Origin of the sequence: Rhodococcus sp. AG1013, assembly GCF_003350365.1 — a bacterium.
In the GTDB taxonomy this organism is placed as follows: Bacteria; Actinomycetota; Actinomycetes; order Mycobacteriales; family Mycobacteriaceae; genus Prescottella.
Genome location: NZ_QQAT01000018.1, coordinates 87737 through 111902, shown reverse-complemented (window position 1 = coordinate 111902; position 24166 = coordinate 87737). Strand labels below are relative to the sequence as shown.

Annotated in this window: 21 protein-coding genes; 18 read left to right on the top strand and 3 right to left on the bottom strand. The window is 69.3% G+C overall.

Annotation, left to right across the window (positions count from 1 at the left end):
* The first annotated feature begins 106 nt into the window (after nucleotides 1–106).
* From DEU38_RS20495 to DEU38_RS20465, 7 genes are all read left to right on the top strand, one after another.
* On the top strand, nucleotides 107–1063 hold the full coding sequence (locus DEU38_RS20495; protein ID WP_114723236.1) for an STM4015 family protein: 957 nt from the start codon (nucleotides 107–109) through the stop codon (nucleotides 1061–1063).
* Entirely contained in the window at nucleotides 1060–2154 is a 1095-nt protein-coding gene (locus DEU38_RS20490) for an STM4014 family protein (protein ID WP_114723235.1), read from the top strand. Before DEU38_RS20495 ends, DEU38_RS20490 begins: the two co-directional genes overlap by 4 nt.
* Entirely contained in the window at nucleotides 2138–2962 is an 825-nt protein-coding gene (locus tag DEU38_RS20485; RefSeq protein WP_258558055.1) for an STM4013/SEN3800 family hydrolase, read from the top strand. The genes DEU38_RS20490 and DEU38_RS20485 overlap by 17 nt, the downstream gene beginning before the upstream one ends.
* Nucleotides 2959–4323 (top strand): STM4012 family radical SAM protein, encoded by a 1365-nt coding sequence (locus DEU38_RS20480; RefSeq protein WP_114723234.1) that lies wholly within the window; start codon nucleotides 2959–2961, stop codon nucleotides 4321–4323. The genes DEU38_RS20485 and DEU38_RS20480 overlap by 4 nt, the downstream gene beginning before the upstream one ends.
* A gap of 2 nt (nucleotides 4324–4325) precedes the next feature.
* Nucleotides 4326–5213, top strand: a complete 888-nt coding sequence (locus DEU38_RS20475) for an STM4011 family radical SAM protein (RefSeq protein WP_220181943.1) — start codon at nucleotides 4326–4328, stop codon at nucleotides 5211–5213.
* A 206-nt stretch (nucleotides 5214–5419) separates the two neighbouring features.
* Complete coding sequence (locus DEU38_RS20470) at nucleotides 5420–6343, top strand: ketopantoate reductase family protein (RefSeq protein ID WP_181818870.1); 924 nt, start codon at nucleotides 5420–5422, stop codon at nucleotides 6341–6343.
* 260 nt (nucleotides 6344–6603) lie between these two features.
* Nucleotides 6604–7554 (top strand): DUF808 domain-containing protein, encoded by a 951-nt coding sequence (locus DEU38_RS20465; RefSeq protein ID WP_114723232.1) that lies wholly within the window; start codon nucleotides 6604–6606, stop codon nucleotides 7552–7554.
* Nucleotides 7555–7567: 13 nt separating this feature from the next.
* Here the strand turns inward: DEU38_RS20465 and DEU38_RS20460 are convergent, their stop codons facing one another.
* Nucleotides 7568–9550: an acyl-CoA dehydrogenase family protein gene (locus DEU38_RS20460; RefSeq protein ID WP_114723231.1), complete on the bottom strand. Its 1983-nt coding sequence runs from the start codon at nucleotides 9548–9550 to the stop codon at nucleotides 7568–7570.
* Between the two features lie 187 nt (nucleotides 9551–9737).
* Between DEU38_RS20460 and DEU38_RS20455 the strand changes: the two genes are divergently transcribed.
* The 5 genes from DEU38_RS20455 (at nucleotide 9738) to DEU38_RS20435 (ending at nucleotide 16808) form a co-directional block, all read left to right on the top strand.
* Nucleotides 9738–11168, top strand: a complete 1431-nt coding sequence (locus tag DEU38_RS20455) for a DUF1254 domain-containing protein (RefSeq protein ID WP_258558054.1) — start codon at nucleotides 9738–9740, stop codon at nucleotides 11166–11168.
* An 81-nt stretch (nucleotides 11169–11249) separates the two neighbouring features.
* Nucleotides 11250–12161 (top strand): LysR substrate-binding domain-containing protein, encoded by a 912-nt coding sequence (locus DEU38_RS20450; protein WP_114723230.1) that lies wholly within the window; start codon nucleotides 11250–11252, stop codon nucleotides 12159–12161.
* Nucleotides 12162–12325: 164 nt separating this feature from the next.
* Entirely contained in the window at nucleotides 12326–13660 is a 1335-nt protein-coding gene (locus DEU38_RS20445) for an MFS transporter (protein WP_114723229.1), read from the top strand.
* 3 nt (nucleotides 13661–13663) lie between these two features.
* Nucleotides 13664–15589, top strand: a complete 1926-nt coding sequence (locus DEU38_RS20440) for an FAD-dependent oxidoreductase (protein ID WP_114723228.1) — start codon at nucleotides 13664–13666, stop codon at nucleotides 15587–15589.
* Nucleotides 15582–16808 (top strand): CynX/NimT family MFS transporter, encoded by a 1227-nt coding sequence (locus DEU38_RS20435; RefSeq protein WP_114723258.1) that lies wholly within the window; start codon nucleotides 15582–15584, stop codon nucleotides 16806–16808. Before DEU38_RS20440 ends, DEU38_RS20435 begins: the two co-directional genes overlap by 8 nt.
* 15 nt (nucleotides 16809–16823) lie before the next feature.
* On the opposite strand, the gene DEU38_RS20430 is transcribed toward DEU38_RS20435, so the two are convergent.
* Entirely contained in the window at nucleotides 16824–17489 is a 666-nt protein-coding gene (locus DEU38_RS20430) for an IclR family transcriptional regulator (RefSeq protein WP_258558053.1), read from the bottom strand.
* 205 nt (nucleotides 17490–17694) lie between these two features.
* Between DEU38_RS20430 and DEU38_RS20425 the strand changes: the two genes are divergently transcribed.
* From DEU38_RS20425 to DEU38_RS20400, 6 genes are all read left to right on the top strand, one after another.
* Nucleotides 17695–18162: a nuclear transport factor 2 family protein gene (locus DEU38_RS20425; RefSeq protein WP_114723226.1), complete on the top strand. Its 468-nt coding sequence runs from the start codon at nucleotides 17695–17697 to the stop codon at nucleotides 18160–18162.
* 77 nt (nucleotides 18163–18239) lie between these two features.
* The gene (locus DEU38_RS20420) at nucleotides 18240–19076 is read left to right on the top strand and encodes an SDR family NAD(P)-dependent oxidoreductase (RefSeq protein WP_114723257.1); all 837 of its coding nucleotides are present in this window, start codon (nucleotides 18240–18242) and stop codon (nucleotides 19074–19076) included.
* A gap of 10 nt (nucleotides 19077–19086) precedes the next feature.
* The gene (locus tag DEU38_RS20415; protein ID WP_258558052.1) at nucleotides 19087–19887 is read left to right on the top strand and encodes an SDR family NAD(P)-dependent oxidoreductase; all 801 of its coding nucleotides are present in this window, start codon (nucleotides 19087–19089) and stop codon (nucleotides 19885–19887) included.
* Nucleotides 19884–21344 carry an FAD-dependent oxidoreductase gene (locus DEU38_RS20410; protein ID WP_114723224.1) on the top strand — a complete coding sequence of 487 codons (1461 nt, stop codon included), beginning with the start codon at nucleotides 19884–19886 and terminating at the stop codon, nucleotides 21342–21344. The genes DEU38_RS20415 and DEU38_RS20410 overlap by 4 nt, the downstream gene beginning before the upstream one ends.
* 46 nt (nucleotides 21345–21390) lie before the next feature.
* Nucleotides 21391–22740 (top strand): MFS transporter, encoded by a 1350-nt coding sequence (locus DEU38_RS20405; protein ID WP_258558051.1) that lies wholly within the window; start codon nucleotides 21391–21393, stop codon nucleotides 22738–22740.
* Between the two features lie 73 nt (nucleotides 22741–22813).
* Nucleotides 22814–23311 carry a nuclear transport factor 2 family protein gene (locus DEU38_RS20400; protein ID WP_114723222.1) on the top strand — a complete coding sequence of 166 codons (498 nt, stop codon included), beginning with the start codon at nucleotides 22814–22816 and terminating at the stop codon, nucleotides 23309–23311.
* 80 nt (nucleotides 23312–23391) lie between these two features.
* Here the strand turns inward: DEU38_RS20400 and DEU38_RS20395 are convergent, their stop codons facing one another.
* A complete protein-coding gene (locus tag DEU38_RS20395; RefSeq protein ID WP_114723221.1) occupies nucleotides 23392–24153 on the bottom strand; it encodes an alpha/beta fold hydrolase in 762 nt (253 codons plus the stop codon).
* Between the last annotated feature and the right edge of the window lie 13 nt (nucleotides 24154–24166).

The following is a 24166-nucleotide window of genomic DNA, read 5'->3' as shown; positions in this document are numbered from 1 at the left end:
CGGCACCGACACGATGGTGTCGGACCGCCGGGTTAACCTCGGCCGGACCAACAACCGAAGTCGGGCATAATGCCCATCGAGCCCACCCGATAGCAGGAGTGCCCCGGTGACCATCAACGACCTGCAGAACGAGTTCCACGGCCTCCCGGTTGTGGAGTTCCCCATCGATACCGACGCTGCCCCCGCCGTGCCCGGGCAGGGCCCGGTCGCCTGGCGGATCACCGTTCCCACGTACGAGGCGCCGATGGAGTGGCCGGAGGCGTTCGCCAAGTTCCGGGCCGCGGTCGATCCGTCGAGCGTGCAGGCGATCGTCGTCGGCGGCTGGTCCGACCCGTACGAGGAGAGCTCCGCCGACGTGGTGGCGGCGCTCGCCGCGGCGGCCGACGAGCTGCCGGCGCTGCGGGCCCTGTTCCTCGGCGACATGACCTTCGAGGACTGCGAGATCTCGTGGATCGTGCAGTCGGACGTCACGCCGCTGCTGACCGCGTTTCCTCGGCTGGAGCACCTGGGGGTCCGCGGCGGCACCCAACTGGAACTGACCCCGGTCCGGCACGAGAACCTGCGCAGCCTGGTGATCGAAACGGGCGGCCTGCCCGCCGACGTGGTCCGGGCCGTGGCCGCGTCGGATCTTCCGGCCCTGACCGACCTGGAATTGTGGCTGGGCACAGAGGAATACGGCGCCGACTCGACCGTCGAGGACCTCGCGCCCATCCTCACCGGCGAGAAGCTCCCCCGGTTGACGCGCCTCGCGCTGTCGAACAGCGAGTATCAGAACGACATCGCCGCCGCCGTCGCGACCGCTCCGATCGTTCCGCAGCTAGGTGCCCTGGATCTGTCCAAGGGCATCCTGCAGGACACGGGCGCCGAGGCGCTGGTCGCCGGGCAGTCGCTCACCCACCTCGAATCGCTGGACCTGCACCACAACTACCTGAGCGCCGGCATGCGGGAGCGTCTGCGGGCGGCACTCGAACCGTCCGGAGTGCAATTGAACCTCGACGGTGAGGATGCCGAGGAAGACGAGTACGACGGAACGATCTACCGGTCGGTCGCGGTCAGCGAATGACCCGTCCTCGACTGGCGGTCGTGGGCAATCCGGAGAACCGTCGCGTGACGATGCTGCTGGACGCCGCGGCCCGCTCCGGCATGCCCACCCCGCGGGTGGTGTCCTGGCGCGAGGTACTCACCGAGCGCGGGGCGCGGTTCGACGCCGACGAGTGGGTGCGTCTCGACTCGCCCGGCGAGGACCCCGATGTCGACGCACTGCTGCGCGGCGCCGGAGATCCGACGCGGATCGCCGACGGCCCGCGGTGGTACGCGTCGCTGCTCGCCGCGGTCGGCACGCTGCGCGGCGGGCGCCGGCTGACCGATCCGGACGACCTGGCCCTGCTGTTCGACAAGCGTCGGTGTCACGCTGTCCTTGCGAACAGTGATGTGCCGGTGCCGATTTCACCCACATCCGGCGGCGACGCGCCGGTGCCGCGGAGTTGGTCGGAGGTGCGCGAGTTGGCCGCGGCGGCCGGGCTGCGGCGGTTCTTCGTCAAGCCCGCGCACGGATCCTCCGCAGCCGGGGTGGTCGCCGTCGAGACCGCCTCCGGTGGTCGCGTGCAGGCGCGCAGCAGCGTGGAGATCGCGGCGGACGGTGTCTACAACTCGCTGCGGGTGCGCCGACTCACGGGCGAAGCCGAGGTCGGCGCCCTGATCGACGCTCTGGCCGGTGAACGCCTGCACATCGAGGCGTGGTTGCCGAAGCCGTCGCGGCAGGGTCGCGCCGCCGATCTGCGGGTGGTGGTGGTCGCCGGCCGGGCCACCCACGCGGTGCTCCGCACCAGCGCCCACCCGATGACCAACCTGCACCTGGGCGGGCAACGTGGCGACCTGGAGACCGCGCGGGCGGGTTTCGACGCCGCGGGATACGGCTGGGACAGCGCGCTCGCCGTCGCGGAACGGGCCGCCGCCTGCTTCCCGCGCACCCTGTGTGTCGGGGTGGATCTGCTGCCCGCCGCGAACTGGCGCGGTGCCGCGGTGGGTGAGGTGAACGCGTTCGGCGACCTGCTCCCGGGCCTGACCGGCCTTCCGGGCCGCGCCGACGGGCTCGACACCTACGCAGCGCAACTGGCGGCGATCGAAGGATGGGCCGATGCTGCAGCTGCCTGACATGAACACCGTCGTCGGCTCCGACGACATCCTGCTGATCACGCTCGACACCCTGCGCTACGACGTGGCCTGCGAACTCGCGGCGGCCGGTCGGATCCCGAACCTCGCGCGGCACCTGCCCGGTGGCCGGTGGGAGGAACGCCATGCCCCCGGTAGCTTCACCTACGCCTCGCACCAGGCGATGTTCGCCGGGTTCCTCCCGACACCGGTAGGGCAGGGGCCGCACCCGCGACTGTTCGCGGCCGAGTTCGGTGGCAGCGAGTCGACCGCGGACGGCACGTTCGTGTTCGCGGAGCCGAATCTCGTTGCGGGACTTGCCGCCGTCGGCTACCACACGGTGTGCATCGGCGGTGTCGGTTTCTTCAACCGTCGGGGTGCGTTGGGCTCGGTGCTGCCCGACATGTTCGACGAGGCGCACTGGTCACCCGAACTCGGGGTGACGTCGCCGACGTCGTTCGAGGCGCAGGTGGACGTCGCGGCACGGGTGGTGAACCGGCTTCCCGCCGAGCGCCGCCTGTTCCTGTTCGTCAACGTTTCCGCACTGCACCAACCGAACTGGTTCCACGCCGAGGGGGCCACCGCCGATCACGGCGACAGTCGCGAGACCCACGCGGCGGCGCTGGAGTACGTGGATCGGCACATCGGGCGGCTGTTCGCGGCAATGTCGAGCAGGCGTCGGTGTTTCGCGATCGTGTGCTCCGACCACGGCACCACGTACGGCGAGGACGGCTACACCGGGCACCGGCTGGGCCATCCCGCGGTGTGGACGGTGCCCTACGCCCACTTCTTCCTCGAGGGACCACGATGACCGCGATCGACCTGCCCCTGCCGATGTCGCCGGGTGTGGCGCCGACGGGATACGTTCCGCCGTACCAGAACTACGTGTACGCGTACCCGCACAAGACCGCATACCGGCCGCTGCGCCCGCGTCCCGCCCTGACCGAGCTGTGGGCGGGCGAACCGCAGGACGCACTGTCGCTGTATCTGCATGTGCCGTTCTGCGAGGTGCGCTGCGGATTCTGCAACCTCTTCACCCGCGTCGGCGCGCCGGGCGAGCTGACCACCCGATACCTCGACGCCCTCGAGCGGCAGGCCGAGGCGGTCCGCGAGGCCCTGGCACCGTCGGCCCGGTTCGCGACCGCGGCGTTCGGCGGCGGTACCCCCACCTACCTGACCGCGGCGGAACTGAACCGCCTGTGCGACATCGCCGAAGGCCTGGGCGCCGACCTGCGAGCCGTCCCCCTGTCGGTGGAGGCGTCCCCGGCGACGGCCACCGCCGACCGGCTCGCGGTACTGGCCGAGCGCGGCGTCACCCGGCTCAGCCTCGGCGTGCAGAGCTTCGACGACACCGAGGCCCGGGCGGCGGTCCGACCGCAGCGACGCGCGGACGTCGAGGCCGCCCTGCAGCGGATCCGCGACGCCGCGATCGAGGTCCTCAACATCGATCTGATCTACGGGATCGACGGCCAGACACCGGAATCCTGGGCCGCCTCCCTCGACGCCGCGCTGGCCTGGCGTCCCGAGGAGTTGTACCTGTACCCGCTGTACGTGCGGCCGCTGACGGGTCTGGCCCGCCGCGGCGCCGGTCCCGATCCGGAATGGGACGCGCACCGCCTGGACCTCTACCGCCGCGGCCGCGACCACCTGCTCGCGTCGGGCTACATCCAGGAGTCGATGCGCATGTTCCGCCGCGCCGACGCGCCCGATCTCGGTCCGAACGACTACGCCTGCCAGACCGACGGCATGATCGGACTCGGTTGTGGCGCAAGGTCGTACACCCGGGAGCTGCACTACTCCTTCGACTACGCGGTGGGCGCGCACGAGGTGCGTGCCATCATCGACGACTACGTGGCGGGCACCACCTCGGATTTCCGTCGCGCCGTGGTGGGCCACACGATGACCGAGGACGAGGCCCGACGCCGGCACCTGCTGCAGTCCGTCCTGCAGGCCACGGGAATGCCGTTGGCGGACTACCGTTCCCGATTCGGGGCCGACCCGCGCGAGCATTTCGGCGCCGAGCTGGACCGGTGGACCGAACGCGGATGGCTGCTCTCCGACGGTGGCCGACTGCGGCTGACCGAGCTGGGCCTGGCGTACTCCGACGCCCTCGGTCCGGAACTGTTCTCCCCCCAGGTGCGGGACGCGATGGCCGAGTACGAAGGCCGCTGACGGTGCTGACCATCCTGTACCGCGGACCGCTGGCGTCCTGCGACTACGACTGCCCGTACTGCCCGTTCGCCAAACGCCGGGACACCCCCGAGCAGTTGCGCGCCGACCGGGCCGCGCTCGAGCGCTTCTGCGCATGGGTGGAAGGCCAGGACCGGGAGCTGTCGATCCTGTTCACGCCGTGGGGTGAGGGCCTGGTCCGGTCCTGGTACCGGCGGGCCCTGGTGACGCTGTCCCGGCTGCCGCAGGTTCGCCGGGTGGCGATCCAGACCAACCTCAGCTGCCGCACCGGCTGGCTCGCCGACGCCGACCGCGACGCGGTCGCGTTGTGGTGCACGTACCACCCCGGCCAGACGCCCCACGACCGGTTCCTCACCAAGGCCACCGAACTGACCGCGCTCGGCGTGCGGTTCAGCGTGGGTGTCGTCGGACTACCTGAACATCTGGAGGCCGCCCGTCGGCTGCGCACCGAGCTGCCCGATTCGGTGTACCTGTGGGTCAACGCCGCCGAGGGGCACGAGTACACCGACGCCGACGCGGCCGACTGGATCGGGATCGACCCGCTCTTCGCGTTCAGCCGGCATCCGCATCCGACGCGGGGGCGCGCGTGCCGTACCGGGGACACGGTGGTGTCCGTCGACGGTGACGGCACCGTCCGGCGCTGCCATTTCGTCCCCGAGGAACTGGGCAACCTCTACGACGGCTCCTTCGAGCAGGCGCTGCGACCGCGGCCCTGTCCGCTGGACGTGTGCGACTGCCACATCGGGTACGTCCATGCCGAGCAGCTTCCGCTGTACGACGTCTTCGCCGGCGGTGTGCTGGAGCGGATCCCGTCCGAGGCGGTATGGCTGCCGCTCGCCTCGCTCGGCACCCCCGCAGATGGGCGCCGGTGAGCATAGCTGCAGCAGGGCCATGGCGCTCGCCGACAACGTGCTCACGGGACATTCGGCCGCCGGGGATCCGGCGTGCCGCGATGCGTGCATAAGTAGGCGGGATACGGGTATTCGAGCTCGAGGAAGGACCACACTGGTCGAGACGTTCGTCGCATGGCGGCGCTGCGGCGCTGATGTGCCGCGGCATCGGCGTGAGGGGTGATCGGATGCGCGTCCTGGTGTTCGGGGCAGGTGTCATCGGCAGCGTGTACGCCGGCAAGTTGCTGCAGGCAGGTCACGACGTATCGCTGCTGGCCCGTGGGCAACGCCTGGGCGAGCTGCGGAGCAACGGTCTGATCCTGGACGACCGCGGTGCCGACGGCAACCGAGTCGCGCTCGACGTCCGCTACACAGGTACGCCGGAGGGCGAGCGCTACGACCTCGTGCTGGTGGCGGTTCGCGCCGAGCAGCTCGTGGACACGCTGCCGGTGCTGGCCGCCATGGCCGACGGGACCGACGTGCTGTTCTTCGGCAACACTGCGGGCCGCGAGTCGGAAATCATCGCTGCACTTGGTGATCGAGTGTTCTTCGGTTTCCCCGCGGTCGGCGGGACGCGTACCGGCCCGGTCGTCGAGTACGTCATGATCGGCCGGCAGAAGACGATGCTCGGCGAGGCCAACGGCACCATCACACCGCGAATCCGACAGATCCGTGCCGAACTGAACCGTGCGGGCTTCTCCACCGCGATCAGTACCGACATAGCGGGCTGGCTCCTCGCGCACGCCGCGTTCGTTGTGCCTATCGCGTTCGCACTCTTCAGAGTCGGCACCGACCCGGCGCGACTCGCCGCCGATCGGCCGGTCTTGCGGCTGATGGTGCGGGCCACGCGGCAAGGATTCGCGGCGCTACGCGCAGGCGGGAACACCGAGATCCCAGCCAATCTGTCTGCGCTCTACCGAATGCCGAACGTGTTCGTGGTTTCGTACTGGCGGCGAGTGTTCGCCGGCCCGCGTGGCGAGCTCTGGTTCGCAGCGCACACCCGCGCCGCCTCCGACGAGATGCGGCTGCTGGTCGGCGGCTTGCTGACGGCCGTTCACAGCTCGGGTCGCGCGACGCCCGATCTCGACCTGCTCACCCGAGAATTGTCGTGACTCCATGCTCCGGATCGCTTGCCGCGGTGTCTACCCGGTCTGCCGACCGCCGGAGCCGCCCGGCACCCAGGAAGGGATCCAGGGTCCGGTGCCCTCACTCGGGTCCAGCACGCCGGAACGGCGGCCGGCCGGAGCGGGCTGCACGGCGCCTCAGGATCGGTCTCGCGCGCGCCCGTGATCACCGGTTCGGTACCGTTCTCTGTCGGCCCGCGACCGCGCGTTGTTCGACCGGCTCTGCACATTCGAACTGGGAGGTTCCCGTGGCTGGTGGTCTTGTGGCCCTGTTGGACGACGTCGCAGCGATCGCGAAAGCGGCCGCGGCGTCCATCGACGACATCGGCGCCGCGGCCGGCAAGGCCAGCATCAAGGCGGCCGGGGTGGTCGTCGACGACACCGCGGTCACGCCTCGCTACGTGCACGGTTTCTCGCCGCAGCGGGAGCTGCCGATCATCCGCAAGATCGCGATCGGGTCGATCCGCAACAAGCTCCTGATCATCCTGCCGGTGGCGATGATCCTGAGTCAGTTCCTGCCACAGGCCCTGCCCTATCTACTGATAGCCGGTGGCCTGTTCCTCTGCTACGAGGGCGCCGAGAAGGTCTACGAGGCGCTCACCGGTGGTCATCACGAGGACGAGGGCGCGGCGGAAGCGCTGAGCGGACCCGAACGCGAGAAGACGATGGTGAGCGGTGCGATCCGCACCGACCTGATCCTGTCCGCCGAGATCATGGTGATCTCCCTGTCCTCGGTCGAGGACGAACCGTTCTTCACCCGGCTGATGGTGCTCATCGTCGTCGCGATCCTCATCACCATCCTGGTGTACGGCGTCGTCGCCCTGATCGTGAAGATGGACGACGTGGGCCTCGCGCTTGCGGGGCGCAAGTCGTCCGTCAGCCAGCGGATCGGCCGAGGCCTCGTGGCCGCGATGCCGAAGGTGATGGCGGTGCTCACCGTCGTCGGAATCGCCGCGATGCTCTGGGTCGGCGGCCACATCCTGATCGTCAACGTCGGCGAGGCCGGATTCCACTGGCCGGCCGATCGCCTCCATGACCTCGAACACTGGTTCGGCGACCTCGTGCACGGCGGCTTCGGCGGCGTCCTGTCCTGGACCGCGGGCACCGTGGCGTCCGCCCTCGTCGGACTCGTCGTCGGCGCGCTCGTCGTCCTGATCGAGCACCTGATTCCGAAGCGGAAGAAGAGCGCGGCGCACTGACGGAATTGCGGCTCTAGTTGGCCGGTTCCTCGGCGTTCGCGTCGGTCACCGCCGGGTAGCGCCGGGCCAGGTTCTTCTCGGTGGAGGCGCCCGGCGCCCAGGAGGCGATCCAGGGTCCGGTGCCCTCGGACGGATCCAGCACGCCGGCCTCGAGCCAGGTGTACTCGCCGCCGAGGACGTCGCGGGCGATCCGGTGATCGGTGTCGTCGGTGTTCTCCCACAGCGCCGCGAACAGTCGGTCGACGCGCAGCCGGGACTGCCGGCAGAAGGCGTCGGCCAGGTCGGTGGCTGTCGCGCCCCGGGCGGGATCCTCGGTGCGGTCCATCTCGGCGCGCACGCACGCCGCCGACATCGCGAACAGTTCGGCGCCGATATCGACGATCCGGCCGAGGAAGGCCTGATGCTTCTCCATGCCGGCCTGCCAGCGCGCCATGCCGTAGAACGTGGACCGTGCCAGCTTGCGGGCGCTGCGCTCGACGAACCGCAGATGTGTAGCCAGCGCACCGAATTCGCTGTAGGAGTTGGGCAGCTGCCCCTTGCCCGAGACCAGGTGCGGCAGCCACTTGGCATAGAAGCCGCTGGCGCCGAGGGCCGCCTTGGCCTTGTGCTGCAGGTCGGCCTTGGGGTCGGCCAGGTCGCCGGCAGCGGTCAGGTGCGCATCGACGGCCTCGCGGGCGATGAGCAGTCGCATGATCTCGCTCGAGCCCTCGAAGATCCGGTTGATGCGCAGGTCCCGCATCAACTGCTCGACCGGCACCGCGCGTTCACCGCGCGCGGCGAGCGACGCGGCGGTCTCGTAGCCGCGCCCACCGCGGATCTGGATGAGGTCGTCGGCCATGCGGCAGGCCATCTCGCTGGCCCACAACTTGGCCAGCGCGGCCTCGATACGGATGTCGTTGCGGGCCTCGTCGGCCATCTGGCCGGACAGCTCCAGCACCGCCTCGAGCGCGAACGTGGTGGCCGCGATGAACGAGATCTTCGCGGCGACCGCGCCGTGCTCGCCGACCGGTCTACCCCACTGCACTCGCTCCGCGGACCACTCGCGCGCGATCTTGAGCGACCACTTGCCGGCCGCCGTGCACATCGCGGGAATCGCCAGCCGGCCGGCGTTCAGAGTGGTCAACGCGATCTTGAGGCCGTCGCCCTCGCGCCCGATCAGATTCCGGGCCGGGACCCGGACCTGGTGCAGTCGGGTGACGCCGTTCTCGATTCCGCGCAGACCCATGAAGGCGTTGCGGCGTTCGACGGTGATGCCGGGCGAGTCCGCTTCCACCACGAACGCGCTGATACCGCCGTGATGACTGCCCGGCTCGCCGGGGTGGCGCCCCTCGCTGCGCGGCACCCGTGCCATCACCACCAGCAGTTCGGCCACCACACCATTGGTGGTCCACAGCTTGACACCGTCGAGTATGTAGGCGGAGCCGTCCTCGGTCGGTGTCGCGGTCGACGCCATCCGGGCCGGATCCGAGCCGACGTCGGGTTCGGTCAGCAGGAACGCCGAGATCGCGCCCTTCGCGCAGCGCGGCAGGAACTCCGCCTTCTGTGCGGGGGTGCCGGCCAGCTTCAGCGGTTCCGGCACTCCGATCGACTGGTGCGCGGACAGCAGCGCACCGAGGCTCGGGTGCACCGACGACACCACCATGAGGGCGCGGTTGTAGGCCACCTGGGACAGGCCGAGCCCGCCGTATTCGGTGGGGACCTTGAGTCCGAAGCAGCCGAGTTCGGTCAGGCCCGCGACGTACTCGTCGGGGATCTGGGACTCGCGCTCGATCACCGACCCGTCGAGGTCGCGGCAGTACTCCTCGAGTTCGGCGATGAACGCTTCGGTCCGCGCCGTGTCGGCGGCGCCGGGCCTGGGGAAGGGATGCACCAGATCGAGCCGGAATCGCCCGAGGAACAGTTCCTTGGCGAAGGAGGGCTTGTCCCAGCCGCTCTCCCGGGACTCTTCGGCTAGTTCTCGTGCCTGTTCTTCCGTGACCTGGGTCGGTGTCACCATGATCTGCCTCCTAGACGAGAGCGATCGGAGAACCTGTCCACAAAGCTACTGACAAAGCTACTGGCGAGTATTCCCCTCGGCGGGCGCCGGCGAAAGGGATCACCTCGCGCGGGTGAGGTGGACGGGCCTGCCCGCGCCTACCGTCGGCGCTGCACGCCCACGAATCCACGCCCACCAGGAGGCACAGGTGAACGACTCAAGTGACGCCCTCGCGCAGGCTCTCGCAGGGGTCGGCATGCCGGACCGGGTCCAGACCCCGATCGGCACGTTCGAGTTCTTCGACGGGGTGCCCCTGCCCGAGACCACGAAGAGTCTGTACGACGGGCTCGACTTCCTGCGGGGCGTCGAGGTGTTCCTGGGCGCGGTTCCCGGAGCCTCGCTCGTCGCGATGCGGCGGGGGTTCCGCAGCGTGGGCATCGACGGCCTGGGCACGATCGCCTACACCGAGCCGCGAGCCAACTCGGGCAGCTTGTTCCTGACTCCCAACACCGAGACCACCTACGCCACGATGTTCCTCGATCTGCGCGACGGCCCCGTCGTCGTCGAGCCGCCCACCGACTCGCTGTGCGTGGTGGACGACTTCTGGTTCCGCTACGTCGCGGACATGGGCATCGCCGGGCCGGACCGGGGCAAGGGCGGCAAGTACCTCTTCCTTCCGCCCGGCTACCAGGGCGAGGAACCCGACGGCTACTTCGTCTACCGGACCCCCACCTTCACCAACTGGGCGATCTTCCGCGCGCTCGGCGGGGTCGAGTCCGTCAAGCAGACCCGCGTCTACCGGCTCGCCGACGCCGCGAACCCGCCGGAGATGGCTTTCGTCAACATCGCCGACGAAAAGTTCAACACCGTGCATGCGAACGACTTCTCCTTCTTCGAGGAGATCGACGAACTGGTTCAGGAGGAGCCCGCGGAGGCACTCGATCCCGAACGGGCCGGCCAGCTTGCGGCGATCGGCATCCGGCACGGGAGCCCCTTCACCCCGGACCAGCGACTCCGCGGCATCCTGGACGCTGCCGCGAGAACCGCCGCCGGCATCAGCCGGGCACTGGTGTACTTCCCGCGCGACCCGGAGAGCTTTCTGCACCCCGGCTCCTCGTGGAAGCAGGCGTTCGTCGGCGGCAGCTACGAGTTCCTGCGCGACCACGCCCGGCTGCTCGACGCCCGAACCCAGTTCCACTACTTCGCCACCGTGATCACGCCGGCGATGGCGCACGCCCAGGTGGGGGCCGGGTCCGCGTACACCTACACGGCCGAGGACGCCCACGGCGCGATCCTCGACGGCGGCAAGACCTACCGTCTCACCCTCCCGCCGAACCCGCCCGCGAAGAACTTCTGGTCGGTCGACGTGTACGACACCCAGACGCGGTCGCTGATCCAGACCGACAATCCCTATCCGAGCGTCATGAGTCTGACCGGCACCGTCGTGCCCGAGGAGGACGGTTCGTTCGTGCTGTGGTTCGGGCCGAATCCGCCGCCCGGCCGGGAGACGAACTGGATCCGCACGCTCCCCGACAAGAGCTGGTTCCCGGTGCTCCGGCTGTACGGGCCCCTGCAGCCGTGGTTCGACGGGGCGTGGGCCCCGAGCGAGATCGTGGAGGCCGCGCCGGGACGGGGCTGAGCAGGCCCGGTGCCCGACTTCCCACCCGGCTCGTCCATTCGGCGGGGTGCGAGAATCGGTGCCCGGGAGGTAATAACCATCATGGTCAGCTCGGCGAGGCCGCCGGCGTACACGATGCGCCAATTGTTCGTCTTCGTGGCCGTCGCCGAGACCGGCACCATCCGCGCCGCCGCCGATCGGCTGCACGTCTCGCAGTCCGCGGTGTCCCTCGCGATCACCGAACTGGAACGGGCACTCAAGTCGCAGTTGTGTGTGCGCCGGCGTGCGCACGGCGTGCAGCTCACCCCCACCGGCGAACGGGTCCTGATGCGGGCGAAGGCGCTGCTCGAGCAGGCCGGTGACCTTGCCGCGGAGGCGTCGGGCGCCACGGGTGTGCTCACCGGTCCGCTCGCGATCGGCTGCTACTCGTCACTGGGGCCGACGCTGCTGCCACGGCTGCTGTACGAGTTCAACCAGCTCCATCCGGGGGTCACCGTCGACTTCGTCGAGGACACCCAGGACCGGCTCGAACAACGCCTGGTCTCGGGGGAGCTGGACCTCGCGATCGTCTACGACCTGGACCTGTCGCCCGCGCTGCGTCGCGCCCGGATGGACACCCGGCAGCCCGCGATCCTGCTGCCCGCCGACCACCGCCTCGCCGACGCCCCGGTCGTCGAGCTGGCCGAACTCGCCGACGAGCCGATGGTGCTGCTCGACGCCCCGCCCAGCTCGTTCCACGCGCTGCAGATGTGCAGCCATGCCGGGTTCACCCCACGCGTGCGGTTCCGGCCGAAGAACTTCGAGACCGCCCGCGCGCTGGTGGGGCGCGGCTTCGGCTGGACGCTGCTGATCCAGCGGCCCCAGCTCGACGTCACGTACGAGGGTCTCGGTGTGGTGGTGCGGCCCGAGGTGGAGCCGCCGGTGCCGGAGGTGGACATCCTGCTGGTGTGGTCGCAGGACGCGCTGCTCAGCCGGGCCGCCCGCGCGTTCGTCGAGTTCGCCGAGGCCGACTGATCGGCGTCACCCACCCATAACCACAGGTTTTGTGGGTATTCACCCCGACTTCTTGCGCTTTTCACGCGATGTGATCCAGGTCAAGATGTCCTGCAGGCCGCTTCGTCGGCGCGCGTGCGGGTGGTTCCTTCCCTGCGCTTCCAGATGTGAAAGGCACCGAACTCATGACGGCAACCATGACGGCGACCCCGCCGCAGGTGCTGCACCGCAAGGCCCGCAAGGCCGCGCTGGGCAGCTTCGTCGGCACCGCGATCGAGTGGTACGACTTCTTCATCTACGGCACCGCTGCCGCCCTGGTACTCGGTCACCAGTTCTTCCCGAACTCGTCGGATCTGGCCGGCACGCTGGCCTCGTTCGCGACCCTCGCCGTCGGATTCATCGCGCGCCCCATCGGTGGCGTCGTCATGGGCCACTTCGGTGACCGCGTGGGACGCAAGTCGATGCTCGTCATCTCGCTGCTGCTCATGGGCTTCGCGACCGTCGGCATCGGTGTGCTCCCCAACTACGACGCGATCGGCGTCTTCGCCCCCATCCTGCTGGTGACGCTGCGCTTCATCCAGGGTCTCGGCGTGGGCGGCGAGTGGGGCGGCGCGGTCCTGGTCGCCACCGAGAACGCCCCCGAGGGCCGCAAGGGCCTCTATGGCGCCGCACCCCAGATCGGTGTGCCGGCCGGCGTCCTCGTGGCAAACCTCGTGTACCTGCCGCTGACCGCGTTCATGAGCGACGAGACGTTCAAGGCGTGGGGCTGGCGCATCCCGTTCCTGCTCAGTGCCGTCCTCGTCCTGGTCGCGATGTGGATCCGCCTCGGCCTCGAGGAGAGCAGCGAGTTCCAGGAGTCCAAGGATTCCAAGGACGACGGCAAGCCCGACAAGCTGCCCATCGTCGAGGTCCTCACCAAGCACTGGAAGACCGTCCTGCTGGCCGGCGGCACGTTCATCGCCACCAACGGCATCGCCTACGCGTACATGGTCTACGTCCTCAAGTACGGCGAGTCCGAACTCGGCTTCAGCAAGACCACGATGCTGTTCCTGCTGATCAGCTCGTGCCCATTCTGGATGGCCGGCATGGCGTTCAGCGCGTGGAAGTCCGATACCCTGGGCCGGCGGACGGTCTACGTCCGCAGCTCGATCGCGCTGGTGATCGCCGCCGCCGTCTTCTTCCCGCTGATGGACACCGCCGTGCTGCCGGTGATGGTCGTCGCGATGATCGCGCTCGGCTTCACCCTCGGCTGCTGCGCCGGCCCGCAGTCCGCGCTGTTCGCCGAGCTGTTCCCCCCGGCGATCCGCTACTCGGGCGCCTCCCTCGGCTACCAGATCGGCGCCATCCTCGGCGGCGGCCTCGCCCCGATCATCGCCACCGCGCTGTACGCGAGCTTCGAGACATCGCTCGCGATCACCGGCTACTTCGTGCTGATCGCCCTGATCAGCCTCGCCAGCATCCTGCTGCTGAAGGTGCCCGGTACCCAGTCCTCCCGTCCGTCCCCGCAGGAAGTTGTGTAGACCATGTCGACCTACTACCAGCCCCCGAAGTACCCGGCCTCGAACTTCGAGTCCATGACCGCCGCCGACGAGACCCTCCCGGTCGTCATCGTCGGCGCCGGACCCGTCGGCATGGCCGTCGCCCTCGGCCTGGCCCAGCGCGGCATCCCCGTCACGATCCTCGAAGCGGCCGACCAGGTGTCGTTCGGCAGCCGCGCCATCTGCATCTCCCGCCACAGCCTCGAGGCCGCTGCGCGCCTCGGCTTCGGCGCCGAGCTCGAGAAGATCGTGCTGCCGTGGGTCGGCGGTCGCAGCTTCTACCGCGACCGGCAGGTGCTGCACTTCCAGATGCGCAACGCCGACCACGACGTCCGGCCGCCGATGATCAACGTCTCGCAGTCCGAGTTCGAGCAGATCATGGTCGACACGCTCGAGGCGAACCCGCTCATCACGCTGCACTGGTCCGCGAGCATCGCGGGCGTGCTCCGCGCCGACGACGAGGTGACCCTCGAGATCGACACCGCGTTCGGCAAGCGCCATCTGCGCGCCCGCTGGGTCGTGGCCGCCGACGGTGGCCGCAGCCGGATGCGCGAGCTCGCCGGTCTCCGCATGCAGGGCAACAACTACGACGGCCGCTACGTGATCGCCGACATCCACTGGGAATCGGAACTGCCGGCCGAGCGCATGGTCTGGTTCGATCCACCGAGCAACCCGGGCTCGACGATCATCATGCACAAGCAGCCCATGAACATCTGGCGCATCGACTACCAGCTCGACCCGTCGGAGGACGCCGAGCTCGAGACGCAGGAAGACCGGATCCGCGACCGGATCACCCGGCACCTGGAGTGGCTGCAGAACGACCTGCCGTGGACGCTCGAGTGGCACGGCTTCTACAGCGCCCGCGCGCTCGCGCTGCAGGACTTCACGCACGGCCGCATCCTGTTCGCCGGCGACGCGGCGCACCTGGTGCCGATCTTCGGTGTGCGCGGCCTCAACTCGGGCATGGAGGACGCCGAGACCCTCGCGTGGCAGCTGGCCGCCGTGATCCACGGAAACGCCACTCCCGAACTCCTGCAGGCGTACTCGGTGGAGCGGCACGACGCGTGGCGGCAGAACGTCGCCAACGCCGGCAAGAGCACGCTCATCATGTCGCCCGGCAGCCACGGCTACCAGACGACGCGCGACGCGATCCTCGCGCTGTCGGTGACCCGCCCCGAGTTCAGCCACCTGATCAACCCGCGCCAGTCCAGCGCCACCAACGCGCGGATCTCGCCGCTCACGTGGCCCACCCCGGCCGACGCCGACGGAGTCGCCGCCGGTGATCCCGTCGAGGACCGCCGGGTGCAGACCGCGGACGGCACCGAGACGTCGCTGAACATCCTGCGCGGCACCGGTTTCGCGGTCCTCGGCGTGCATGTCGACGCCGCGGCGCTGGCCGCCGCCACCGCGACCCTGGCCGGTGCGCTGGCACCGGAGTCGGTGCGCGCGATCCTGATCGGCTCGGATACCCCCGAGGAATCCGCCGTGTCGGTTGCGGTGGTTCCCGACGCCGACGGACAGACCGTCGCCGCGCTCGGTGCCCGCGACGGCGAGGTGTTCGTGATCCGTCCCGACGGCGTGCTGCTGTGCCGCGTCGACGGTGTCGGACGGATCGACGACGTCGTGCGCCACCTGAGCCTGGGGAGCGCCCCGGCCGGTGCGTCGGCTGCCGTCGACAACGGGCCCGCGATCGACCCGGCCGAGTTGCGCCGCGAGAACGTGTGGATGGGCCTGTCCGACGCGCTCGACCAGGTGGGCGAGAACGACCGCGAGGGCTTCCTGACCCGCCTCGCGCTGGTGCTCGGTTCGCAGGTGGGGCAGCGCGAGTTCGAGGAGGCCATCGCGGCCGCCACCGATCCGTCGCTGACCGTGCCCGCCGACGAGAACGCGGATGCCGCCGTCGGTGCCTGAGCAAGTCTCCGAATCCAGCGCCGTCCGGCAGCAGCCGGCGGCGCTGGATTCGTCTGCGTGGGGTGTGGTGGTGATCGCGCTGCTCGCAGGCGTGCTCGCCGCGAGCCAGGTCGGCAAGGTCATCGTCGCGTTGCCGACGGTGCGCGACGACCTCGGCATGAGCCTGACCGCGGCCGGGGTGCTCCTGTCGTCGTACACGTTCGTGGGCGCGCTGCTCGGCAGTGCCGCAGGCGGATTCGTCGACCGTTGGGGCAGACGCCGCATGCTGACGCTCGCGCTGACCGTGCTCGCGGCCGGAGCGCTGCTCGGCGCGGTCTCCCCGTCCACCCCGGTACTGCTGTTCTCCCGGATCCTCGAGGGCCTGGGGTTCATGGGCGTCGCGGTGTCGGCGCCGGCACTGATCGCCTCGGCCGCGGCGGCGGAGCATCGCCGACTGGCGCTGGGCATGTGGGGGATCTACATGCCGCTGGGCCAGTTCGTGGCGATCGTCGCCGGACCGTGGGTGATCGGCGCGATCGGCTGGCGCGGGCTGTGGGGCGTCAACGCGGCCGCCCTGGTGGTGTGTGCGGTGCTGGTACTCGCCGTCGTACCGAAGACGTCCAGTGGTGAGTCTTCGTCCGGTGCCGACCCGGAGTCGAAACCGTCACGCGTGTGGCGCAATTCGACCGCCATGCTGATCGCGCTCGCCTTCGGAACCTACTCGCTGCAGTACCTCGCGGTGATCGGCTTCCTGCCCACGATGTACGCCGCCGGCGGTCGGTCCGACGGCTCGGCCGCGGTGCTCACGGCGCTGGTGGTGCTGGGCAACATCGTCGGCAACATCGGTGCCGGGGTGCTGCTGCATCGCGGAGTGCGCCCCGGATCGTTGATCGCCGTCGCGGCCACCTCCATGGGCGCCGCCTCCGTCGTGATCTACGCGGGATGGGCGCCGTTCGGCCTGTCCTACGCTGCGGCAGTGGCTTTCGCGCTCCTCGGCGGCCTGCTGCCGGCCGCGGTGTTCGCGGCGGTACCCGGCGCGGCCCGGAGTCCGCGCGAGATCGGGCCCGTCAACGGCCTGGTGGTGCAGGTGTCCAACGCGGGGTCGATCATCGGTCCGCCGCTGGTTGCGGCCGTCGCGACCCACACGGGCGGCTGGTCGCTGAGCCCGCTGGTGCTCAGCAGTGTCGCCGCGGTGTGTCTGATCGCGGGACTTGCGGTGCGGGCCAGGGGCTCTCGCTGACCCGCACCGGATCTCTCAACGCAGCAGCAGTGCTGAGAGCCGTCGTGCCGCGGCCATGACGGCCTCGCCCAGCCTCTGTTCCTCGGACGAGTCGAACACCGAGACGCCGATGCTGACGAGGTCGTCCGGCCGACGATTGGGCAGCGCGGCCGAGATGCCGGTGACCGAGTGGGTCACCTCGCCGGACGTCACCGCGAATCCGCGTTGGCGCGCACGCGTGACCTCCAGGCGTTCCCCTTCCCGTGGCGGCATCGCCGCGAGCATGGCCAGGCCCGCAGAGCCGCGGTTCATCGGATCGACCTGACCCGCCTGGAATCCGACGTGGGCGCGTGAATTGCGCGGCTCGACGACCATGAGGGCGCGGACCTGGTCCTCGCCGTCCCGGACCGCGAGGTGCGCGGTGGCCTCGACGGCGTCCGCGAGTTCCTCGAGAATCGGCCGCGCCAGCTCGCGCAGATCCTGCTCCACCGAACTCGCCAGCGAGACGAGCCCCGAGCCCAGCAGGATGCGCTTGTTCGCGGTGCGCCGGCACAGGCGGTGTGCCTCGAGGGTGCGCACGAGCCGGTCCGCGACGGTTCGGTGCACGCCGATTCCGTCGGCGATCTCGGTGACCGTCAGCCCGTACTTGTGCTGCGTGAGCAGCTCGAGGATCTCGAGCCCGTTGTGCAGCGTCTTCGACATCCGTGAATCGAGCTGGACACCGCTGGTCGTTCCCGGGGTTTCGCTCGTTTTCTCATCGGATCGGACCGATGCCATGAATCCCTCCCTTGACGTGTGTGAGGTGAGCCACCTACGCTTCACCTTAATCGCACTACGCGTTCGATTATCGCACACATTGGTAGACGGTGCAATCCCCGAACAGGGGACTGCCGAAGGAGTTCGTGTCATGAGCGGAACTGGCAACGGTGAGGTCGGTGCAGTGGCTTTCGTGGAGATCCACCAGCTGTACGGCCGGCAGAGCCACCTCATCGACGAGGGGTTCGCGGCGGAGTGGGCGGCCACGTTCACCGAGACGGGCGAGTTCCACTCGCCCAGCTACCCCGCGCCGGTCGTCGGTACCGCGGCGCTCACCGAGTTCGCCCGGGCGTTCTTCACGGCCGCGTCGACGGCGGGCGAAGCCCACCGCCACGTGCTCACCAACATCCTCATCGACCGGATCGGCGAGGACGAACTCGCGGTCCGTGCCTACCTGCAGATCATCGCGACGCGGATCGGCGGGGACTCCCGCCTGGTGCGGTTCACCACCGTCACCGACCGGGTGGTGCGTGCGGGCGGGCAGTGGCGTATCGCGCGTCGCGCCGTCCGAAGGGACGACAGCGGCGGCAGCGGTGCCGGCGGCGACACAGCAGCCTGACCGTTCGGTTCGAACATCAGGGGCGCCCGCGCCTCGAAATCTTTTTGTAGACATTTGCTTTGGAGGATCCAGACATCATGACCGAGAACGCCGATACCCAGAACCCCGGACGCACCGACGCCACGCAGATGCTGGCGCTGTACCCGGAGATGGCGGGCAAGGTCGCAGTCGTCACCGGTGCGGCCCGCGGAATGGGCGCCGCCTTCGCGGCCGGTCTGGCCACGCGCGGCGTGAACGTCGTCGGCGCCGACATCAACGAAGATCAGATGACGGCCACCGCGCAGGAGATCAACGACGAGCTGGCCGCGAAGGCGCTGGCCGACAAGCCGGGTCGCGTCGTCGGTGCCCGCATCGACGTCACGAAGGCCGACGAGCACGAGGCCCTCGCGCAGATCGCGCTGAAGGAGTTCGGGCGCATCGACTTCTGGATCAACAACGCGGGCATCTTCCCGTTCGCACTGGTCGAGGAGATCACACCCGAGCAGATCGCGGCGACGCTCGACGTCAACGTCGAGGGCGTGCTGTTCGGCGCCCAGGCCGCGGCGCGGCACATGGAGGTCGGCGGCGCGATCGTCAACATGTCGTCGGTGTCCGCGTTGCGCATCCGCCGCGGCCGCGGTGCCTACTGCACGTCCAAGGCCGCCGTCGCGCACCTCACCGAGTCGCTCGCGGTGGAACTCGGCGACAAGGGCATTCGCGTCAACGCGATCGCACCCGGCTACATCGACACCGAGATGACCCGCTGGGTCCGCGAGGATCCCGCCGCGCTCGCGCACGCCCTGAACGTGGTGCCGCTGCACCGCCTCGGCTCGCCGGAAGAGGTCTTCGGACCGCTGCTGTTCCTGCTCTCGGACAGCGCCCGCTACGTCACCGGTCACTCCATCGCCGTCGACGGTGGCTCGCGCCATGTCTGATGCAGGGTCGATGGGTCATTCCGCAGGCTCCACTCCTGCCACGTACCCGGGCGTCGTCCTCGTCACCGGCGCCGCCGCCGGCATGGGTGCCAACCACGCCAGGGCGCTGGCCGCGCGGGGCTCGCACGTCTGCCTCGCCGACGTCGCCGACACCTCCGCGGTGCTGGCCGAGATCGAGGCCGCCGGCGGCAGCGCGTCGGCGCACCATCTCGACGTCGCCGACCCCGCGGCCTGGACGCGGGTGATCGACGAGATCCGCTCCGGCAAGGGCGAACTCGGCGGTCTGGTCAACAACGCCGGCATCAGCCGTCGGCTCGAGTTCATGGACACCCCGGACGACATCTGGGAGCTGACCATGCGAATCAACCTGTTCGGCCCGTTCTACGGCATGAAGGCCGCCGCCCCGCTGATGCGGGACAGCGGCGGCGGATCGATCGTGAACATCTCGTCGATCTCCGGTCAGGTCGGCTACTTCTCGCCCGCGTACGCGTCGAGCAAGTGGGGGCTGACGGGACTGTCGAAGTCGGCGTCCGGGCAGTTCGCGAAGTGGGGTATCCGGGTCAACTCGGTGCACCCTGGCCTGGTCGGCACCGCTCTCGTCGGGGGAGCGGATGCCTTCATCGAGGCGTCGCTGCAGAGCATTCCGGCCGGCCGTATGGGCACGGTCGACGAGATCACGGACGCGGTGCTGTTCCTGCTGTCCGACCGATCCACGTACATGAACGGCAGCGAGGTGACGGTGGACGGCGGCCTGGTCTCCAACGGGCTGTACCACCGGATCCTCGAAGAATCGGGAGGTGTCCTCTCATGAGTGAAGACAACTGGGACGTCGTCGTGATCGGCGGCGGCGGAGCAGGACTCGCGGCGGCGGTGTCCGCGTCCGAGCAGGGCGCGTCGGTGCTGCTGTTCGAGTCCGAATCCGAACTGGGTGGTTCCACGCAGTTGTCGGCCGGTCTGTTCACCGCGGCCGGGACCAGCGTCCAGCGCGGCCTCGGCATCGAGGACACGGCGGAGAAGTTCTTCCAGCACTACATGGACCTCAACCACTGGATGCTCAAGCCGGGCCTGGTCCGCGCGTTCTGCGAGCACGCGGGCCCGACGCTCGAGTGGCTGATCGATCTGGGTGTGGAGATCCCGGCGCGGGAGTCCGCCAACGCCCACATGCCCGGCCTGTGCCAGGCCGGCGTCGAGGACGTCTGGCGTGGTCACGTGCCGAAGGATCAGGGCTACGGGCTGGTCCAGGTGCTCGACAAGGCCCGCCGCGAGCACGGCATCGAGGCGATCCTGAACACCCGCGTCCAGTCGCTGATCGTCGAGGACGACCGCGTGGTCGGTGTGGTCGCGGACGACATCGAGGTCCGGGCGGGCGCGGTGGTGATCGCGACCGGCGGGTTTGCGCAGAACCCGGAGCTGGTCGGGCGCTTCTACCCGATCGCGAACCGGGCCGGACAGTCGCTGTTCGTGGTGGCCGCACCCGGCAGCCGGGGCGATCACCTGCAGTTCGGCGAGCAGGTGTCCGCGGCCGTCACCGGCGAGGGCTGGGGACTGATGCTGCCCACCGCGTACTTCCAGCGGTTCCACCACTGGCAGTCGGGATTCCCGCCGAAGTCGCGGATCTACGTCAACGGCCACGGTCGACGCTTCATGGACGAGGACGCGTCGTACGCGGTCTCGACCGGCATCATCGACGCGCAGGAGGGCGGTGCGTGGGCCGTCTTCGACGAAAAGGCGCGCGTGAATCTGCCTGGGGGATATACTGATTGGATTCCGGAGCGGGTTCTCGACGAGGCCGACTCCGGGCGCACGCTCCGGGCCGACTCCCTCGCGGAACTCGCCGGGGCGATGGACGTGCCGGCCGATGCCCTCGAGGCGGCCGTCTCGCGGTGGAACGAGCAACTCCCGAACGGCGTCGACGACGATTTCCTGCGTCATCGCACGCTCGCGAACAAGGGCTCGACCGCACACCCGGACCCGATCGACGAGGGTCCGTTCTACGCCGTTCGGATGCTTCCCGCGGAGCTCGTGTGCACACACGCGGGCGTGGAGATCGACAGCGACGCCGCTGTCCTCGATCAGACGGGTCGACCGATCGACGGGCTGTACGCCGCGGGGGAGGCCGGGGCCGGAATTCTCGGACTCCGGTACGTGGGCGGCGGAAACGCCGTGGCCAACGCCCTCACCATGGGCAGACTCGCCGGTATCAACGCGGCGCGAACCGCCCGCGGCGAGTCGGAGACGTCCACGGCAATGACAACTGCAGGAATCTGACACCGGTCAAGCGTGTTGCACACCAGAGACTTTCAAAGGACCCCCCATGCCTGTAAACGACACTGCGGAGCACGAGGTTCGTAGCTCCGAGCCCGCCCGAGGACCCGACCCCGTGCAGGCCAAGCCCCCGCAGTCCACCGTCAAGGTGGTTCGTGCCGCGATCGTGGGCACCGTCGTCGAGTACTACGACTTCGGTATCTACGGCTACATGGCGACGATCATCGCGTCGCTGTTCTTCGTCTCGGAGAACGACACCGCCGCGCTGCTCGGCACGTTCGCGACGTTCGCGGTCGCGTTCTTCCTGCGGGTGCCCGGTGGCATCTTCTTCGGCCACATCGGTGACAAGTACGGCCGCAAGAACGCCCTGTCCTGGACCATCCTGCTGATGGTCGTCGCGACGGCGGCGATGGGCCTCATGCCCACCTACGTCACCCTCGGTGTGTGGGCGACCGCGATCCTGGTGTTGGCGCGTTGCCTGCAGGGCTTCGCGGCCGGCGGCGAGCTGGGCGGCGCCAATGCGTTCGTGTCGGAGTCCGCGCCGGCGAAGTGGCGCGCCTTCCAGACGTCGATGGTCAACTCGGGTACCTACATCGGTTCGCTCGTCGCGTCCCTGACCGCGCTGGCGCTCACCTCGGTGTTCACCCACGACCAGATCCTGTCGTGGGCGTGGCGTATCCCGTTCCTGCTCTCCGTCGTCATCGGCGTGGTCGGCATCTGGATCCGGAACCACATGGAGGACACCCCGCAGTTCAAGGAGCTCGAGGACAAGGGCGAGACGGCGAAGGTGCCCGTCAAGGAGCTGCTCACCACCTCCGGTGGCTCGCTCGTGAAGATCATCTTCCTGGGTGCGCTCATCACCGGCGGCTACTACATCGCCTCCGTGTACGCGGCCACCTACCTGCAGAAGGCCGGCGGGCAGTCGTCCACCGTCGCGTTCCTGTCCACGTCGCTGGCGCTGGTCCTCGGTGTCATCACGCTGCCGATCGCGGGCTACCTGGCCGACCGCTACGGCCGCAAGCCGGTGCTGTTCACCGGCACCGTCGCCGCGGTCGTGCTGGGCGTCCCGATGTTCATGCTCATGGCGGGCGGCAGCATCTGGCAGGCGGTCGTCGGCCAGTCGGTGCTGTTCATCGCGGTGTCGGTGGTCAACGGTGCGTCGTACGTGACGTACGTCGAGATGCTCAAGGCGTCGGTCCGCTACAGCGGTCTCGCCCTGGGCAACAACATCACCAACATGGCCCTCGGTGGTACGGCCCCGTTCATCGCGACGTGGCTGATCGACGTCACCGGCAACAACCTGGCGCCGGCCTTCTACTTCGTGTTCTGCGCGCTGCTCACCCTCGGTGCGATCTTCTTCGTCAAGGAGACCAAGGGCATCGAACTGCGGGTCGACTAGACAGACGACCGACCACGGGCCCTGCCGACAACGACGTCGGCGGGGCCCGCTGGTGAATCCGACAGGAGAACCAATGTCATTGCTCGACAAGCAGGAGATCACCGAGGTCCTGTACCGCTACGCGCGGGCGGTGGACCGCAAGGACTTCGAGCGGGTGGCCGACTGCTACTTCCCCGACGCTATCGACAACCACGGCGGCTACATCGGCACCGTCGACGGCCTGATCGAGGACATGAAGTCCCGGCACGCGACGATCGACTCGTCGATGCACTACATCACCAACGTGCTGATCGACCTCGACGGCGATGCGGCGCACGTCGAGTCGTACTGCCTGTGCTACCTGCGCCAGGCCCCCGAGACCCCCGAGACCCCGGGGGCGCCGCAGGCCCGCGCAACCATCAAGTGCCGCTACGTCGACCGCTTCGAGCGGCGCGACGGACAGTGGCGCATCGCGGACCGCATCGTGGTGTTCGACGAGTCCGTGACCGAGGTGATCGACGACGGCCTGGACCCCTCCTGGGTCCGATCCCGTCGCTCGTTCGAGGATCCGGTCTTCACCGGCAAGCCCTGACCGGCAACGAGTTCGGATCCGACACGGCAACGCCGGCACCCCGTCTGCGGGGTGCCGGCGTCGCCACGGACGGTGTCAGCTCACTTCAGCTCGGAGAGCACGGCCTCGATGCTGGTGATCATCGCGACCGGCGCCTCGAACATCGCGTAGTGGCCCGCGTTCGCGAGGACGTCCAGCTCGCACTGCGGCAGCTGCGTCATCCAGGTGGCCTTCATCGTCTCGGCGCCCAGCGCCGGATCATGCTCGCCGACAATCGTCTTGACCGGGATGGACGTCAGCGGCAGCTCCGCGGCGAAGTCGGCCCCGGCCCAGGAACGCAGGTACGCACCGAATGCCGGGCGGGTGGTGAAGTCCACCGAGAACTGCGTCATCTGCCGCAGCCACGTCGCGGACTGCCGGTTACCGGTGGTGAAGTCGAGGATCGCGTACCGGTTGCCGTCCTCGTTCTCGGCGCCGCCGAACAGTGCCGCGGTGTCGTCGTCGAACGGCACGCCCGACGCGGGAACGGGGCTGACGCCGATCACCGCCGTGACCCGGTCGGGGGCGTCGGCGAGCACGCGCAGCGCGGCGGCGCCGCCCATCGAGTGCCCGATGAGGGCGAAGCGGTCCCAGCCCAGCTCGTCGGCCAGCGCGAGGGTGTCCGCGGAGATCTCCTCGAGCGTGAACTCGCCCGCCTCGTCGCGTCGCGCGCCGTAGCCGCGGTAGTCGATCAGGGCGTAGGTGTACGCGTCGGTGTCGATCAACTCGGGCAGCATGCCCCAGCCCTCGGACGTGCCGAACCAGCCGTGCAGCGCGATCACCTTCACGGGGCCGTGTCCGACCAGCTTGTGAGCGATGGTCATTCGACTTCTCCTG